This is a genomic window from Massilia sp. DJPM01 (assembly GCF_030348125.1).
GTDB classification, from domain to species: Bacteria; Pseudomonadota; Gammaproteobacteria; order Burkholderiales; family Burkholderiaceae_D; genus Telluria_A; species Telluria_A frigida.
Genome location: NZ_JAQOZV010000006.1, coordinates 19,281 through 36,123 on the forward strand (window position 1 = coordinate 19,281; position 16,843 = coordinate 36,123).

12 protein-coding genes are annotated in these 16,843 nt (G+C 63.5%); 6 read left to right on the top strand and 6 right to left on the bottom strand.

The features are described from left to right. Positions 1-85: 85 nt before the first annotated feature. Complete coding sequence (locus tag PO883_RS05995) at positions 86-1,366, bottom strand: glycosyltransferase (protein ID WP_289308924.1); 1,281 nt, start codon at positions 1,364-1,366, stop codon at positions 86-88. A 139-nt stretch (positions 1,367-1,505) separates the two neighbouring features. Between PO883_RS05995 and PO883_RS06000 the strand changes: the two genes are divergently transcribed. Further along, positions 1,506-3,335, top strand: a complete 1,830-nt coding sequence (locus PO883_RS06000) for a DUF885 family protein (RefSeq protein ID WP_289308925.1) — start codon at positions 1,506-1,508, stop codon at positions 3,333-3,335. 30 nt (positions 3,336-3,365) lie between these two features. Here PO883_RS06000 and PO883_RS06005 read toward each other — a convergent pair whose 3' ends face one another. After that, positions 3,366-3,839, bottom strand: coding sequence for a hypothetical protein (locus PO883_RS06005; protein WP_289308926.1), 474 nt, complete (start codon positions 3,837-3,839; stop codon positions 3,366-3,368). A 47-nt stretch (positions 3,840-3,886) separates the two neighbouring features. Here PO883_RS06005 and PO883_RS06010 point away from each other — a divergent pair, with 47 nt between their 5' ends. After that, positions 3,887-4,447 (top strand): 3'-5' exonuclease, encoded by a 561-nt coding sequence (locus PO883_RS06010; RefSeq protein ID WP_289308927.1) that lies wholly within the window; start codon positions 3,887-3,889, stop codon positions 4,445-4,447. A 19-nt stretch (positions 4,448-4,466) separates the two neighbouring features. Here the strand turns inward: PO883_RS06010 and PO883_RS06015 are convergent, their stop codons facing one another. The 4 genes from PO883_RS06015 to PO883_RS06030 all read right to left on the bottom strand — a co-directional run bounded on the left by PO883_RS06015 (position 4,467) and on the right by PO883_RS06030 (position 9,829). Next, entirely contained in the window at positions 4,467-6,659 is a 2,193-nt protein-coding gene (locus PO883_RS06015; protein ID WP_289308928.1) for a patatin-like phospholipase family protein, read from the bottom strand. Between the two features lie 107 nt (positions 6,660-6,766). Beyond that, positions 6,767-7,069 (bottom strand): YciI-like protein, encoded by a 303-nt coding sequence (locus tag PO883_RS06020; RefSeq protein WP_289308929.1) that lies wholly within the window; start codon positions 7,067-7,069, stop codon positions 6,767-6,769. 21 nt (positions 7,070-7,090) lie between these two features. Then, positions 7,091-7,570 carry a DUF1854 domain-containing protein gene (locus PO883_RS06025; RefSeq protein WP_289308930.1) on the bottom strand — a complete coding sequence of 160 codons (480 nt, stop codon included), beginning with the start codon at positions 7,568-7,570 and terminating at the stop codon, positions 7,091-7,093. Positions 7,571-7,573: 3 nt separating this feature from the next. Then, positions 7,574-9,829 (bottom strand): ABC transporter ATP-binding protein, encoded by a 2,256-nt coding sequence (locus PO883_RS06030; RefSeq protein WP_289308931.1) that lies wholly within the window; start codon positions 9,827-9,829, stop codon positions 7,574-7,576. 289 nt (positions 9,830-10,118) lie between these two features. Between PO883_RS06030 and cphA (PO883_RS06035) the strand changes: the two genes are divergently transcribed. The 4 genes from cphA (PO883_RS06035) (at position 10,119) to PO883_RS06050 (ending at position 16,842) form a co-directional block, all read left to right on the top strand. Next, a complete protein-coding gene (gene cphA, locus PO883_RS06035; RefSeq protein ID WP_289308932.1) occupies positions 10,119-12,308 on the top strand; it encodes a cyanophycin synthetase in 2,190 nt (729 codons plus the stop codon). Between the two features lie 97 nt (positions 12,309-12,405). Further along, complete coding sequence (cphA, locus tag PO883_RS06040; protein WP_289308933.1) at positions 12,406-14,976, top strand: cyanophycin synthetase; 2,571 nt, start codon at positions 12,406-12,408, stop codon at positions 14,974-14,976. A gap of 604 nt (positions 14,977-15,580) precedes the next feature. After that, positions 15,581-16,234, top strand: coding sequence for a CDP-alcohol phosphatidyltransferase family protein (locus PO883_RS06045; protein ID WP_289308934.1), 654 nt, complete (start codon positions 15,581-15,583; stop codon positions 16,232-16,234). A 14-nt stretch (positions 16,235-16,248) separates the two neighbouring features. Next, a complete protein-coding gene (locus PO883_RS06050; protein ID WP_289309051.1) occupies positions 16,249-16,842 on the top strand; it encodes a lysophospholipid acyltransferase family protein in 594 nt (197 codons plus the stop codon). Position 16,843 lies beyond the last annotated feature (1 nt).

Genomic DNA, 16,843 nt, shown 5'->3' on the forward strand with positions numbered 1-16,843 from the left:
GTCTCCTTGGCGTTCTAGTTATATGATTCCTGGGTATTTTCAGCCCTTGAACCGGATAGTAAGGAAAGCCAAAGAATCAATCCAATCATATTTTTCCGGTTTTCGATACCGTTTTTGATATGGATTCCAGCACGCCACCGAGCTCGCTCCCCGCCGCCAGGCGCGCTTTTAATGCTGAGCAACCGATATGCACCTCTGGCGATTGCAGCAACTGGCGCAGGGCGTCGGCCAGCGCGCGGGCGCTGGCACGGCCCGCCTTGAGCGCCAAGCCGGCGTGCAGCGCCGTGACGCGCACGGCATTGTCGAACTGGTCGTAGGCCATCGGCACGATCAGTTGGGGCGTGCCTGCGCGCATGGCTTCGGCCGTGGTGCCGATGCCGCCGTGGTGCACCAGCGCCGCCGCGCCCGGCAGCAAGGCCGACAGCGGGCAGTAATCCTGCCAGAAGGCCGATGCCGGCAGCGTCGCCGGCACCTGCGCCCGGTGCGGCGTGAGGAACACGATGCGCCGTCCCAGCGTTTGCGCCGCTTCCAGCGCATTGGCGAAAAACGCGGCCGCCTGCAAGTTGCCGGTGCCATGGGTCACGATGAGCGGAGCACTGCCCGCGCGCATGAACTGCGCCAGCTCCGGCGCCATCGACGCGCCCGGGTGCGGGTCGTACAGCGGAAAATCGCCGCACACCAGCGCCGACGGCCAGTCCGGCTGGCGCCCGACCAGCCACTCGGGAAACAAGGTCACCGACAAATCGGGCGCGCCAGACAGCGTGTCCATATAGCTGGAGATCGGTGATCTCCCTTGCAGCCGGCGCGCCGCGTTCACGTCGGGCAGGGCCACCGGATTGATCGCCGACGCCTCGACCCCGCGCCACATCCAGCGGCGCACCGCCAATGGCATCCAGCGCGGCACCGCGAACGGCCCCAGCACCGGCAGATCGTGGACCGTGCGCAGATTGGATGGCGCCAGGATCCCGGCCACGATGCTGATGCCGGGCCGATCCGCCCGGCACAGATCGGCATGCGCCACGATCAGCGGATGGACCAGCATCGTGCACGGCTGATCCGGCGGCAGGGCTGCCATGAAAGCGCGCATCTCGTTCATGCCAGGCTGCATGGCGCGCCAGACCACGCCGAAACCGCGCCGGGGATGCCACAGGTCGGGATCGTTCAGGACGGCCGGATCGGCCGGCATGGCATGAAACGCCAGGCCGGCCTGATGCACCAGCGCTTCATGCATGGCGGGCGCGAGAAAGGTAACGGCATGGCCGCGCTCGCGCAAACCGAGCCCAAGCCTCAGGAAGGGAAACAGGTCGCCGGCCGTGCCGGTGGTAACCACGACAATATGCGGCAAAACGGTCGAATAATCGGACATGGCGCTTCCATAAGACGATGATCCTCCCGGCGGCCGGAACGGCCCGAAAGGCCGCTCATCATACAGTGGCGGCACTGCCCAGCCACGCGCATTTGCGCTATTCTGTTCCCGTCTCCACCATCCACATCAAGGAATCTTCATGCGTTTGCGCCTTTCCCGTCCGCTGCTCGGCACCACGGCATTGCTGGCCGTGCTGATGTCCCCGCTCTCCCCTGCGACCGCCGCACCACCGGCCAATCAAAGCGCGAGCACCGCACCCGCGCGCGCCACGAATCAGCTCCACAAGCTGGCGGATGCGTTTTATCAGGCGCGCGCCCGCTTCGATCCGCTGCTCATTACCGCCAACGGCGACAGCCGCTATAACGACCAGCTGGGAATGAGCATATCGCCGAAAAGCCGCACCCGCCAGCTTGCCTTGTACCGCCGCATGCAGACGCAATTGAAAGCCATTGACCGCACGCGCCTGGGCGACAAGGAACAATTGAATTACGACCTGCTCGCATTCGAGCTGGAAAGTGGCCTCGGCCTGGAAAAATTCCCCGAGCACCTGCTCCCGCTGAACCACTTCGAGAACGTTCCCGGCACCCTGGCCAATTACGCCAGCGGCACCGGCTCCCAGCCATTGAACACGGTGGCCCAGTATCAGGATTACCTGAGCCGGCTGAACCAGCTCCCGGCCTGGATCGACCAGGCCATCGCCAATATGCGCGAGGGCGTCAAGCGCGGCATCGTGCAGCCGAAAGCGATGACGGTGGCGATGCTGCCCCAGTTCCAGCAATTGCGCAGCGCCACGCCGGAAGCGAATATCTTTTACACGCCGGTCAGGAATCTCCCTGCGGCGTTTTCGCAGGCGGACCAGGAGCGCCTGACTGCGGCCTATCGCAGCACGATTGCGAACAAGCTCTCCCCTGCCCTGGATCGGCTGGCGATGTACCTGGAAAAGGACTACCTGCCGGCCAGCCGGGCTAGCGATGGCTGGAGCGCCCTGCCCAATGGCGCGGCGTGGTACCAGGCGCAAATCAAGGACCGCACCACGGTATCGATGAATCCGGAAGAGATTCACCAGCTGGGATTGAAGGAAGTGGCCCGCATCGAGCAGCAATGGGCGCTACTCGGTCCCAAGCTCGGTTACAGCGGCCCACCGGCGGCGCTGCCGCAATGGGTCGAAGCACAGGACAAATTCAAGCCATTCAAGACCGAGGCCGAGGTGCTCGACGCCTATCGCCAGATCGACGCCAAGGTCAGGGGTAAACTCGCGCCGCTGTTTTCGCTGCTGCCGAAAGCGCCGCTCGAACTGCAGCTCGAACCGGAATTGAGCCGCGCCACGGCGTCCGACCATTACACGCCGGCGGCGGCGGACGGCTCGCATCCGGGCGTGTTCTGGGCGGTGGTGAACGACCCCAAACAATACAGCAGGACCGGCATGGTCACCCTGTACCTGCACGAAGGCCAGCCTGGCCACCATTTTCACGCCGGGCTGCTGAAGGAACTCGACGTACCGGACTTCCGCAAATTCAATACCGAAAACCCGAATATCGGCGCATTTACCGAAGGCTGGGCCCTGTATGCGGAAACGCTGGGCCACGAATTCGGCCTGTACGACGATCCGGAAGCCTACTTCGGCCACCTGAACGATGAATTGCTGCGCGCCGTCAGGCTGGTGGTCGATACTGGCATGCACGCCAAAGGCTGGACCCGCGAACAGGCGATTGCGTACGCGCGCGAAACGCTCGGTTACAGCGAGGCGCGCGCCAAGAACCAGATCGAGCGCTATATGGTGTGGCCGGCGCAGGCGCTGAGCTACAAGATCGGCGCGCTGAAAATCCTGGCATTGCGCGAACGCGCGCGCAAGGCGATGGGCGACAAATTCAGCCTGCCCAAGTTTCATGAAGTGGTGATCGGTGACGGTACCCTGCCGCTGCCCTTGCTCGAAGCGCGCGTGGATCGCTGGATCGCATCGGCAAAATAGCGGCACGCGGGATGGGGGCTACGGCTCCCATCATTCGCGCCAGATCACATCGGCCGCGGTCCACAAATCATGCCGCAGGTGATAGGCTCGCAGGACTTTGATGCCGGGCACGAACACCGGATCATAGCGAAGGAAATAAAGCAGGTTCATCACCATACCGACCTTCTGCGTTTCAACGGGCCGGACGTCGCTGCTGCCGTCATTGTTACCATGATGCCTGGTATAGGGAGGCTTGAACTCCCAGCATTTCCCATGAAAATGCCTCGTGCGCATGGGCTCGCACAGCAACTCGCATGCGACGCAGCGCGACAAGCACAGAAGATTCATCAAATCTTCATCCAGATCGTGGATACGCGCGTTGGCCAGCAGAATATCGCCAATACGCCAAAAACGCACGCCGATTTCTTCCTCGCTCAGGTCTTCCTCGCATTCGAGCAGGGCGTACTCGATCTGCCCGACCATCGCAATATCGGCCAACATCAGTGAAATGTCGTGTGCTTTCATTCATTGATTATAGTAGCGCCCTGAACACACATGGGAAATTCACTGACATGCAAGCCAACCGTTATCTCGTCATCGACTTTGAAGCCACCTGCTGCGACAAGGGCACGGTGGCGCGCGACCATATGGAAATCATTGAAATTGGCGCCGTGATGGTCGACGGCGCCAGCCTCGCCGTGGTCGACGAGTTCCAGAGCTTCATCCGCCCGCTGCGCCATCCGCAGCTCACGCCGTTCTGCACCACGCTCACCTCGATCGGGCAAAAAGACGTCGACAGTGCGCCGCGGTTCGAGGAAGCGATCGGCCACTTCAAAACCTGGCTGTATCAATACAGCGACTTCCTTTTCTGTTCCTGGGGCGACTACGACCTGAAACAGCTGCGCCAGGACTGCGCATTCCACAATGTGCCCTATCCGATCAGCGGGTCCCATGCGAACGTCAAGCGCATGATGGCGGAACGCCAGAAACTGTCAAAAAAGCCGGGGCTGGGCGAAGCCATCCGGATGGCCGGCATGACCTTCGCCGGCGCGCACCATCGCGGCATCGACGACGCCCGCAATATCGCGCGCCTGCTGCCTTACATCGTCGGCGAAGCACGCCTTCGCCGTTGAGGTTCGGGACAGCGCTCCTTTATGGCTTGCCGAAGAACAGATAAAACGTCTGGTTGCCGCGTTCGCCAACGCCAACCGCTACGGTGAATGGCCCAAGGGCGGTATTGACCGCGCCGAACACCGAGCCGGCAAACTGGGCGCGTTCCATCTGGTCGCCATTCAAGCGGCGCGTCATCTTGCCCAGTTCGACCGAACCACCCAGGTACACATTGCGTGTACCCAGCAAGGTGGTCTTGAGCGTGTACACGCCGCGCCCGAACAGGTAATCGCCGCCGAGGAGCTGGCGCGCCTGGTAACCGGACAGGTTCAGGAATCCGCCCAGCGAAAACAGCTCCATCAGCGGCAATTCGTCGCCCCACAGATGGCCGGCGCGTCCGGCCACGCTGAACCTGTGCGAACCCCGGTTCCAGGCCATTTCGTGGCCCGCTTCGAGGCGCTTGTATTCGACCGTGGCGCCGACCGAGGTCGGGGCAATCCGCGCATTCACGACGCTGTAATTGCCGGTCGATGGAAACACCCAATCGTCCAGCCGGTCCTGCACGTATTCGAACTTGATCACGCCGATCTGGCTTTTCGCGGTGGCCAGCTGCGCCACGCCGATGCTCGGATCGGCCCGTTCGGTACCGCGTTCCAGCCCCACCTTGAAGGTGCTGTCGTCATCCACGTGATTGACCAGGTCGATCCCGATGGATGCCTGTTTCGCGCTGTACGTCGCCACCGCCTTGTCGTTGATGATCAAGTTATCCTTGTTTTGCGAAAAGCGCACCGTGGGCGCCACGTACCAGCGGCTTGCGCCGCCCAGCGGCTGATACAGCTGCGAGGTGAAGGAATTAACCTGGCCCAGCGAGACGGTATTGCGCCATTCCAGCCCGGAGCGCGTCAGCCATTTGCCACGGTGCGCCAGCAGGATCGTAAAGTCGCTTTCGCCGGCCAGGTCGGTCGACAAGCGCACGCCGGCTTGCAGGTAATTCGGACCCCATTCCTTTTCGACCGGTTCGATCACCAGCGTGCGCCCGTCCGGGCCATTCTCGAAACGGTGGGTGACGTTTTCGAAGTCGCCCGTCGAATACAGGCTGTTCATATTCGCGTGCAGTTCCGCCGTGCTGAATGCCTGGCCCGGCTTGATCGAAAATTTGCGGTTGATGAAATTGGCGCTGACATTTTTCAGCTGCTTGGTATCGATGCGCACCGAATTGACCTTGAGCGCGGCCGGATGGCGCGCCGCGCGCGCGGCCAGGTGCGCCTTGAAGTCGGCTTCGGACAAGGCCAGCGGCGCCAGGCGCTCCGCCGCCACGCACGCGGCGGCCGCGCCCATGTCGATGGTCTTGGCGGAGTTTTCAAAGTCGGCCGCGCTGAAGTCGCCCAACTGCGGCAGGATCAATACGTCGCGCGGCGTCAATTCGCGCAGCGAGGCCTCGACATTCTGTTCGGTGAGGATATTGAGCATTTGCTGGCCCACGCCGAAGGCCGACACGATCTTGTCGCGCTTGAGCAGCGGCGTGCCGAGATTGACGGCGATGACGATATCGGCGCCCATCGCGCGCACCACGTCGACCGGCAGGTTGCGTACCAGCCCGCCGTCGAGCAGCGCGCGGTTGTCGATGTCAACCGGGGCGAACACGCCCGGCACCGACATGCTGGCCCGCATCGCGCGCGCAATGCCGCCGCGTTCGAGCACGACCATCTTGCCGGTTTCGATGTCGGTGGCGATGGCGCGAAAAGGAATATCGAGTTCGTCGAAATGCGTGACATCGCCCGTCTTGGCGGCCAGCGTATTAAAAAAGAATTCGATCTGCTGGCCGTAATTCAAGCCGCGCGGCAGGCGCATTTCGGCGTCGGAAAAGCCGATCTCGCCGCTGACGATGTTCTTGCGTTCGGTCGCCTTGGCGTAGGTGGAGCGTTCCCCGCGCGGCGGGCTGTCGGTGAGGACCTTGTCCCATTCGACGGCGGCGATGCGTTTTTCCAGCGCGTCCGGACGGTTGCCCATGGCGTAGGCGCCGGCCACGATCGATCCCATGCTGGTGCCGACCACGTAGTCGACCGGGATGCGCATGTCTTCCAGCACCTTGAGCACGCCGATATGGGCCACGCCGCGCGCACCGCCGCCGGAGAGCACCAGGCCGATTTTGGGGCGCTGGGGAGGGTCGGCGGCGAGGACCGCGGCGTGAAAGGCAGAGAGGACGAGGAGGATGACGGCGTGGAAGGCGCGCATGAGTGTGGGGGTGAATTCAAACGACCATGGATCCGCGCCGAGTGCCGCCGTGGCGCGGGGAGTCGTTGCTGCCAATGCAGGAACGACGAACTTGAGGCTAACGCTTTTTATTCCGGGCGCACCGGCGCAAAGGCATCCTTGCCGACCACGGTGTTCCACTGCCGGATCTTGTAACCGGTCGCCACGCCGTGGATCAGATAAGGATCGGCCTTGGCAAACTGCTCGGCCACCGCCGGCGAATCGCCCTGGAACATCAGCACCGACATATCGGCCGGATCGGAAAACGCGCCGCCCATGATCACTTCACCGCGCTCCTGCGCTTCCCATGCCAGTTTCAGGTGCTCGTCGCGGTATTGGCCGCGACGTTCGAGATAATCCGGGGCCAGGTCGTAACATAACAAATAATGCATGCAATCTCCATCAAAACGCCATCATAAAAACCGGTCGAGAATCTTCCGGCTGTGCTTGTCGATGGTGAACATATCGCGGATCAGGAACTGGATCCCATGGTTATCGGCCACCAGCAGCGACGCGTCGCCGATCCGGCGAATATCTTCTTCGCCCTTGAGCGTAAACGCGGTATCGCCCCGGTCGGTCTTGACTTCCCATGTGCATGGCGTGGCAAAACTGCTGACACTGACAATATGGTGAATCACCGGCATGAATTCGCGCCCATCGAGTTCATCTTGCACCAAGTCGCGGATCGCCGCTGGCAATGCCCCCAAATCGTCGATCCAGCCGACTTCCTTGCCGTTCGATAGCACCATCGAAATGCCCTGCTCCGGCGCCTGGATCGGGAATGCCCGCACCGGCGCCACGCCGTAATGCACTTCGCCGTCTTCCGCCGTCAGTGTCAGCTTGCCGAAGCTGTCGCGGCTTAATGTAAATATCGAGCTTGCTGCGCTTGCCATGTCTTAATCCCCATCCTTGTCGTCCATATCCGTATCGACGTTGCGCGCCTGCGCCTCGTACAGACGGAAATAGGCGCCTTCGCGCGCCATCAATTCGTCATGGCTGCCCTCTTCCATCACCACGCCCCGGTCCAGCACCACCAGGCGGTCGGCCCGGTGCAAGGTCGACAGGCGGTGCGCGATGGCGATCGTGGTGCGGCCCTGCACCAGGTTATCGAGCGCTTTCTGGATTTCCTTTTCGGTTTCCGAATCGACCGAGGACGTCGCTTCATCCATGATCAGGATGCGCGGATCGATCAGCAGCGCGCGCGCGATCGAAATGCGCTGGCGTTCGCCGCCCGACAAGCCCTGCCCGCGCTCGCCGACCATCGAATCGTAGCCCTGCGGCAGGCGCAGGATGAATTCGTGCGCGTGCGCCGCGCGCGCCGAGGCGATGATTTCCTCGCGCGTCGCATGCGGCTTGCCGTACGCGATATTTTCAGCGATGGTGCCGAAGAACAGGAACGGCTCCTGCAGCACCAGCCCGATATTTTTCCGGTAATCGGACACCGCAAACGAACGGATATCGACGCCATCGAGCAGAATCGCCCCTTCCGACACGTCGTAGAAGCGGCAGATCAGATTGACCAGGGTACTCTTGCCCGATCCGCTATGCCCCACCAGGCCGACGAATTCGCCCGCCTTGATATTGAGCGAAATGCCGCGGTTGACCGCGCGGTTGCCGTAACGAAAACCCACTTCGCGCAAATCGATGCGCCCTTCGATCTTGTCGAGCTTGACCGGATTGCCTGGCTCCGGAACGCTCGACACATGGTCCAGGATATCGAAAATCCGCTTGGCGGCGGAGGCCGATTTCTGCGTCACCGACACAATCCGGCTCATCGAATCGAGACGGCCATAAAACCGGCTGCTGTAGGTAATGAACAAGGTCAGCACGCCGACCGTGATATTTTTGTTCGATACCAGCCAGATGCCGAATACCCACACCACCAGCAAACCGAGTTCGGTCAGGAACGACACGGTCGGCGAAAACAGCGACCAGACCCGGTTGAGTTTATCGTTGACGGCCAGGTTATGTTTATTCGCGTCGCGGAACCGGGTCGCTTCGCGCTGTTCCTGGGCGAAGGCTTTCACCACGCGCACGCCGGGAATGGTATCGGCCAGCACATTGGTCACTTCGCCCCAGACCCGGTCGATTTTCTCGAAGCCGGTACGCAGGCGGTCGCGCACGATATGGATCATCCAGGCGATAAACGGCAGCGGCACCAGCGTAATCACGGCCAGCATCGGATTGATCGAGCACAGGATCACGCCGGTCATGATAATCATCAGCACGTCGGACGCGAAGTCGAGCAGGTGCAGGGATAAAAACACGCAGATGCGGTCGCTGCCGCTGCCGATGCGCGACATCAGGTCGCCCGTGCGCTTGCCGCCGAAATACTCCAGCGACAGCTTCATCAAATGTTCGTAGGTGGCCGAGCGCAGGTCGGCGCCCATCCGTTCCGACACCAGCGCCAGCACATAGGTCTTGCCCCAGCCCAGCAGGTAAGCCAGCACGGCCGAGCCGAACAGGCCGGCCATGTACATCCACACCAGTTGCTGGTCGACCGGCTGCCCGTTCTGGAACGGGATCAGCACGTTATCCATCAGCGGCATGGTCAGATACGGCGGTATCATGTGCGCCGCCGTGCTGGCCAGCATCAGGAAAAAGCCCAGCCCCAGCTGCCCGCTGTACGGCTTGGCGAAGCGCCACAGGCGGAACAGGGTCCAGGTCGACGGCGGCGTGTACAGCACCTTGGTGCAGATCGGACATTCATCCTGGCCCGGTTCGAGCGGCGCCTTGCAGCTCGGGCACACATTCTGTTCGGCCATTTGCACCGGCAAGCCGCTCAGGAAACTGTCGCGCTGCTCGCTGAAATGGTCGAGCACGCGGATGGCGTGCAAGTTCTGCCCCAGGGTGAAGCGCCAGGAGCTCAGCAAACCTTGTTCGTCAAACAATTGCAGATGGCCGACGCCGGCATGATCGTGGTGCGTGAGCGACAATCCGGGCCGGAAAGCCCACTCGCGCCACGCGGTTTCGCCCGGCGCGCGCGCCAGCAGGCGGTGGCTGGTGACCAGCACCAAGCCTTTTTTGAAGCGCAATTTGTCATCGAGGTCAACCTCGACGCCACTTAAAACGTTTTCCCCAGGTGCAAGTATTTTGGCGACGTCAGCCTGCCAGTGTCCAGGCAGGGAAAGCGGCCCGGAGGGCGTCGTCATAGGAGAAACAGATGGATCTATAGTCATCGTAGTGCGGTTCCGGCTCTGGGCCACGAATTTACGGGCGGAAATTGTTCAATGTGGGAGCAATCAGGAAGGTTCCCGGAGATGCCGTACCGGAGCGCTGCGGGGCAGGCCCGCGCGACGCGTTCGGGAATCCAGACTGGCAGAAATCGGTTCAGCACGGTAAGCTTCGTCTCTAGCAAGTATACAACATGATGCGCTTTGAAAAGCCTTACAAGGTCTTGGGGCGTGAACAACGCCAAGCCTGTTATCAAGAAATAACGACATGACAAAGAAGAAAGAAATCAGTGTTCTGCGGGTAAGTCACCTGCGCGGACCCAACATCTGGACCTATCGCCCGGTCATCGAGGCGTGGCTGGATATCGGCGCGCTCGAAGATTTTCCATCGAACCTGCTGCCCGGATTGTACGAACGCCTGACCGCCTGGCTGCCCGGCCTGGTCGAGCACCGCTGCGGCGTGGGCGAGCGCGGCGGCTTTTTGGAACGCCTGCGCGAAGGCACCTGGTCCGGCCACATCCTCGAACATGTCGTTCTCGAACTGCAAAACCTGGCCGGCATGCGCACCGGCTTCGGCAAGACGCGCTCCACCGGCCAGCCTGGCGTGTACAAGATGGCCTTCCGCACGCGCCAGGAACAAGTTGGCCTGGCCGCGCTCGACACCGGGCGCGCCCTCCTGATGGCCGCCATCGACGACACCGCGTTCGACCTGGACGCCGCCGTCGCCACCCTCAAGGACATCGTCGACCGCCAGTGCCTGGGGCCCAGCACGGCCCACATCGTCGAAGCGGCCACCGAGCGCAAGATCCCCTTCATTCGCCTGACCGACGGCAACCTGGTACAGCTCGGCCATGGCGCCGCCCAGCGCCGCATCTGGACCGCCGAAACCGACCGCACCAGCGCGATTGCCGAAAGCATCGCCAGCGACAAGGACCTGACCAAGACCCTGCTGCAATCGTGCGGCGTGCCGGTGCCCGAGGGCAGCCTGGTACGCAGCGCCGCGCAAGCCTGGGAAGAAGCGCAGGACATCGGCCTGCCGGTGGTGCTCAAGCCCTACGACGGCAACCACGGGCGCGGCGTCTCGCTCAACCTGATGACCCAGGCCGACGTTGAAAAAGCCTACCACCTGGCCGCGCGCAAGGGCGAAAGCGCCAGCGTGATCGTCGAGCGCTTCATCCCCGGCGACGAACACCGCCTGCTGGTGGTCGGCACGCGCATGGTCGCTGCCGCCAAGGGCGAATCGCTGTGGGTCACCGGCGACGGCGTGGGCGACATCATCGCCCTGGTCGACAGCCAGATCAACATCGACCCGCGCCGCGGCGTTGGCGAAGATTCGCCGCTCAACCTCATCGCGCCCGACATCTCCGCCGAAATCATCCTCGAACTCGAACGCCAGGGCATGAGCGCGCACTCGGTCCCGCTGGCCGGGCAAAAAGTATTGATCCAGCCAAACGGCAACGTCGCCATCGACGTCACCGACCAGGTGCATCCCTCGATCGCCCACGCCGCCGCACTGGCCGCGCGCATCGTCGGCCTGGACATCGCCGGCATCGACCTGGTGGCCGAAGACATCACCCGCCCGCTCGACACCCAGCGCGGCGCCATCATCGAAGTCAATGCCAGTCCGGGCCTCTTGGCCCACCTCAAACCCGGCCAGGGCGAAGCGCGCCCGGTCGGCACGGCCATCATCGAGCACCTGTTCGCCGAGGGCGAGAGCGGGCGCATTCCGCTGATCGGCGTGACCGGCACCAGGGGCACCAGCCTGATTGCGCGCCTGATCGGCTGCCTGGTGCACCTGACCGGCAAACACACCGGCGTGGCCAGCGGCCAGGGCCTGTTCCTCGACCAGCGCCAGGTCACCGGCGACGACGCCATGACCTTCGAGGCCGGCCAGCGCCTGCTGATCAACCGCACCGTCGAAGCGGCTGTTTTTGAAAGCAATGCGCACACCATCCTGGCCGAAGGCCTGGCCTACGACAAATGCATGGTGGGCGTGGTGACCGACATGGATGGCCAGGAAGCGCTGACCGAATTCCACATCCATGATGCCGACGGCATGGCCAACGTGCTGCGCACCCAGGTCGACGTGATCCTGCCCGACGGCGCGGCGGTGCTCAACGGCGCCGACGAACGCGTGGCGGCGCTGGCCGAACTGTGCGACGGGCGCGTGATCTTCTACGCGCTCGACCCCGCACTGCCCGTGATCGTGGCGCACCGCGCCGCCGGCGAACGCGCGGTCTTCATGCGCGGCCAGGACGTGGTGCTTGGCGACGGCGCCCAGGAAACGGTGCTGTTCCAGATGTCCACGCTCAAGCCGGGCACCGCGAAGTATCCCGACACGGTGCTGGCGGCGGTGGCGGCGGCCTGGGCGCTCGACGTACCGGCGGCCCTGATCGGCGCCGGCCTGCGCACCTTCGACACGGCGGCGAACAACACAGCCAAAAAAGCCAAACTTTAACAAAACAGCGCCCGGCCGGAAACGGCCTGGCTGCCGGCAGTGTCAACGCCCGAGGGCGCAGCGACGCACCAGCGCAACACTTAGGATGAAACGGTTTATGGAAGTATCTCGCGTACGGGCCCTGCGTGGTCCCAACCTCTGGAGCCACCACACCTCGATCGAAGCGATCGTTGCCTGCACCAGTGGCGAACAGGATATCGACGCCCTGCCCGGCTTCGAAAAGCGCCTGCGCGCGCTGTTCCCGCAAATGAGTTCGCTGCAAACGCTCGGCCACTACGACCCCATCGCCATGGCCCAGGTGCTGGAACTGGCGGCGCTGTCGCTGCAGGCGCAAGCCGGCTGCCCGGTCACCTTCAGCCGCACCACCGCCACGCCCGAAAAGGGCATCTACCAGGTCGTGGTCGAGTACTCCGAAGAAGCGGTCGGCCGCCTCGCCATGAACCTGGCCGCGCAACTGTGCGCCGCCGCTGCCGATGATACCCCGTTCGACCTCGGTGCCGCCCTGCTGCAACTGCGCGACCTCGATGAAGACGTGCGCCTGGGCCCGAGCACCGGCGCCATCGTGCAAGCCGCGGTGGCCCGCAATATCCCGTTCCGGCGCCTGACCGATGGCAGCCTGGTCATGTTCGGCTGGGGCAGCCGTCAGCGCAAGATCCAGGCCGCCGAAATCGACAGCACCGGCGCGATTGCCGAATCGATCGCGCAAGACAAGGAACTGACCAAGAAACTGCTGCACGCGGCCGGCGTGCCGGTGCCGCTGGGCCGCGTGGCCGCCGACCCGGACGACGCCTGGGCCGCCGCGCTGGAAATCGGCCTGCCGGTGGTGATCAAGCCGAAGGACGGCAACCAGGGCAAGGGCGTGACGGTCAACGTCACCACCCGCGAACAGCTGGTGGCCGGCTACCACGCCGCCGCTGAATTCCGCGACGATATCCTGGTCGAGCGCTACCTGCCCGGCCACGATTTCCGCCTGCTCGTCATCGGCAACAAGCTGATTGCGGCCGCGCGGCGCGACCCGCCGATCGTCGTTGGCGACGGCAAGCACAGCGTGCGCGAACTGGTCGACCAGGTCAACCTCGACCCGCGCCGCGGGAATGGGCATTCGACCTCGCTGACCAAGATCCGCTTCGACGACATCGCGCTGGCCAGCCTGGCCAAGCAAGGGCTGGTGGCCGAATCGGTGGCGCCCAAGGGCCAGCGCGTCATCCTGCGCAACAACGCCAACCTCTCGACCGGCGGCGCCGCCAGCGACGTCACCGACGACGTCCATCCCGAAGTGGCCGCGCGCGCGATTGCCGCCGCCCACATGGTGGGCCTGGACATCTGCGGCGTCGACCTGGTGTGCGACAGCGTGCTCAAACCGATCGAAGAACAGAACGGCGGCATCGTCGAAGTCAACGCCGCCCCCGGGCTGCGCATGCACCTCTCGCCCTCGTTCGGCAAAGGCCGTCCGGTGGGCGAAGCGATCATCTCGTCCCTGTTCGCCGATGGCGACGACGGCCGCATTCCCGTGGTGGCCGTCACCGGCACCAACGGCAAGACCACCACGGTGCGCCTGATCGCCCACCTGCTCACGGCCGGCGGCCTGCGCACCGGCATGACCAACACCGACGGCGTGTACATCGAAGGCCGGCGCATCGACAGCGGCGACTGCAGCGGCCCGCGCAGCGCGCGCAACGTGCTGCTCCATCCCGACGTGGATGCCGCCGTGTTCGAGACCGCGCGTGGCGGCATGCTGCGCGAAGGGCTCGCGTTCGACCGCTGCCAGGTGGCCGTGGTCACCAACATCGGCGCCGGCGACCATCTGGGCCTGAACTACATCACCACGGTCGAAGACCTGGCGGTGCTCAAGCGCGTGATCGTGCAGAACGTCGCCGACGGCGGCGTGGCGGTGTTGAACGCCAACGACCCGGTGGTGGTCGGCATGGCCAACAATTGCCGTGGCAGCGTCACCTTCTTCACGGCCGACAGCGGGCATCCGGTCATGTCGACCCACCGCGCCCAAGGGCAGCGCGTGGTCTACGTGGACGGCGGCATGCTGGTTGCCGCGCAAGGCAAGCAAGAGCACCGCATCGCGCTGGCCGACGTGCCGATCACGCGCGGCGGCAGCATCGGCTTCCAGGTCGATAACGTGATGGCCTCGGTGGCGGCGGCATGGGCGGTCGGCACGGCGTGGGACGACATCCGCGCCGGGCTCACATCGTTCGCCAACGAAAGCGACAACGCGCCGGGGCGCTTCAACGTCTTCAGCTACCGTGGCGCCACCGTGATTGCCGACTACGGCCACAACCCGGACGCCATCCTGGCGCTGGTCGGCGCGGTGGAAAGCATGCCGGCCAAGCGGCGCTCGGTGGTGATCAGCGGCGCCGGCGACCGGCGCGACGAAGACATCCGCCAGCAGACCGAGATTCTCGGCGCCGCGTTCGACGAGGTGCTGCTGTACCAGGACCAGTGCCAGCGCGGGCGTGCCGACGGCGAAGTCGTTGCGCTGCTGCGCCAGGGCCTGACGGGCGCCGTGCGCACCACGCACGTGGACGAAATCAACGGCGAGTTCGTCGCGATCGACACGGCGCTGGCGCGTCTCGGCGAAGGCGACCTGTGCCTGATCCTGATCGACCAGGTCGACGAAGCGCTGGCCCACATCGCCGGCCGCATCGCCCAAGGCTAACCGCCAATCACAATTACCCAACCGGGGTCTGACCTCTGATTATACCCAACCGGGGTCTGACCTCTGATTAGAAATAATTGCTCAATCAGAGTCAGAAAACCCGCAAAATCCAAGGGTAACTTCCTACAACCGGGGTCTGACCTCTGATTAGAAATTATTTCAAACGAGCAACTGGCCCAGCGCGGATAAATTCTTACGCAGCGAACCTCGCCGCTCTGGGCGGCCTCCCGATTAACCAGATCAACGACACATCCGCCTAATTTGATGTGATTTGATGCAGCATTGGAATTAATTGCTAATTAGAGGTCAGACCCCGGTTGGTGTCTTGATGTAATTTGATGCAACAGTGCAATTAATTGCTAATCAGAGGTCAGACCCCGGTTATGTCCGGTTATGTCTATTGGAATTAATTGCTAATTAGAGGTCAGACCCCGATTGGTGTCTTGATGTAATTTGATGCAACAGTGCAATTAATTGCTAATCAGAAGCTAATCAGAGGTCAGACCCCGGTTGTGCATGAATTGCACAAAGCAAAAATATTAACGTTGATAGACAGTTAAATAACAACTACACTGGGGCGCCTTTACTACCAATAATAGATGCTATGACGCAACACGATGAATCGGACCGCAGGCCCATTACCGTCCGCGATGCCGGTTGGGCACGGCGGATTGCACGATGGCTGGCCGGCAAAGGCATCAGCCCGAATCAGATTTCCGTTCTCAGCATCGTCTTTGCCGCCCTCGGCGCCGCCGCACTCATCCGCGGCGGACTCTTCATGCAGCACGCCGCCCCGTTCCTGGTCGCCGCCGCGCTCTGCATCCAGGGCCGCCTCTTGTGCAATCTGTTCGATGGCATGGTGGCGGTCGAGTACAACAAGGCCACGCCGCTCGGCCCCGTGTTCAACGAATTCCCCGACCGTATCGCCGATTCCCTGCTGCTGGTGGCCGCCGGCTATGCGGCCGGCGATCCCGTGCTCGGCTGGCTGGCAGCCCTGGCCGCCGCCCTGACCGCGTACGTGCGCGTGTACGGCGCTTCCTGCGGCCTCGGCCACGATTTCCGCGGCCCCATGGCCAAGCAGCACCGGATGGCCGTCCTCACCGTGGCTTGCCTGGCCGCCGCTGCCGTGCCGGTGCTTCCGCTCGGCTACCCGACCATGGGCGTGGCGATGGCCATCATCGCCCTGTTGAGCCTGGTCACCTGCGTGACCCGCACGCTGGCCCTGTGCCGCCAGCTCGAACAGAAAGCCAGGCAGTGAGCCCCTTCTTCCGCATGCAGCGCGACGCCTTGCTCGGCCTGCAGCGACTGATCGTGGGCGGCGCCGCCTTTTACGATGTGGCGCCAGTTCATCCCTGCGTGTTTTTCGCCAATCACACCAGCCATCTGGATACCACCGGCCTGCTGGCCGCCATCCCGCCGGCCATGCGCGACCGCACGCGCCCGGTTGCCGGGGCCGATTACTGGGACAAGACGGCGCTGCGCCGCTACATCGCGCACCGCTTGCTCAATGTGGTGCTGGTCGACCGCGCCAAGGGCGGCGCCGACGCATTGGTGCCGCTGTCCCAGGCGCTCGACCAGCAGGATTCGCTGATCGTGTTCCCCGAGGGCACGCGCAAGGATGCGACCTTGCCGGGCGAGTTCAAATCCGGGCTATACCACTTGAGCAAGGATCGGCCGACCCTGGCCCTGGTGCCGGTGTACCAGCAAAACCTGCACCGCGCGCTGCCCAAGGGCGCCCCGCTGCCGCTGCCGCTGCTGTGCCGCTCGCACTTCGGCGCGCCGCTGTTCAACGACCGCGGCGAGGACAAGGACGCCTTCCTCGCCCGCATGCACCAGGCCGTGTGCGACCTGGCCGATACTTTCTGAG

What these genes read in the sequence shown, in the direction of transcription:
- PO883_RS05995 (WP_289308924.1), bottom strand. Translation starts at nt 1,366, where the DNA reads ATGTCCGATTATTCGACCGTTTTGCCGCATATTGTCGTGGTTACCACC.
- PO883_RS06005 (WP_289308926.1), bottom strand. Translation starts at nt 3,839, where the DNA reads ATGAAAGCACACGACATTTCACTGATGTTGGCCGATATTGCGATGGTC.
- PO883_RS06000 (WP_289308925.1), top strand. Translation starts at nt 1,506, where the DNA reads ATGCGTTTGCGCCTTTCCCGTCCGCTGCTCGGCACCACGGCATTGCTG.
- PO883_RS06020 (WP_289308929.1), bottom strand. Translation starts at nt 7,069, where the DNA reads ATGCATTATTTGTTATGTTACGACCTGGCCCCGGATTATCTCGAACGT.
- PO883_RS06030 (WP_289308931.1), bottom strand. Translation starts at nt 9,829, where the DNA reads ATGACGACGCCCTCCGGGCCGCTTTCCCTGCCTGGACACTGGCAGGCT.
- PO883_RS06050 (WP_289309051.1), top strand. Translation starts at nt 16,249, where the DNA reads ATGCAGCGCGACGCCTTGCTCGGCCTGCAGCGACTGATCGTGGGCGGC.
- PO883_RS06015 (WP_289308928.1), bottom strand. Translation starts at nt 6,659, where the DNA reads ATGCGCGCCTTCCACGCCGTCATCCTCCTCGTCCTCTCTGCCTTTCAC.
- cphA (WP_289308932.1), top strand. Translation starts at nt 10,119, where the DNA reads ATGACAAAGAAGAAAGAAATCAGTGTTCTGCGGGTAAGTCACCTGCGC.
- cphA (WP_289308933.1), top strand. Translation starts at nt 12,406, where the DNA reads ATGGAAGTATCTCGCGTACGGGCCCTGCGTGGTCCCAACCTCTGGAGC.
- PO883_RS06045 (WP_289308934.1), top strand. Translation starts at nt 15,581, where the DNA reads ATGACGCAACACGATGAATCGGACCGCAGGCCCATTACCGTCCGCGAT.
- PO883_RS06025 (WP_289308930.1), bottom strand. Translation starts at nt 7,570, where the DNA reads ATGGCAAGCGCAGCAAGCTCGATATTTACATTAAGCCGCGACAGCTTC.
- PO883_RS06010 (WP_289308927.1), top strand. Translation starts at nt 3,887, where the DNA reads ATGCAAGCCAACCGTTATCTCGTCATCGACTTTGAAGCCACCTGCTGC.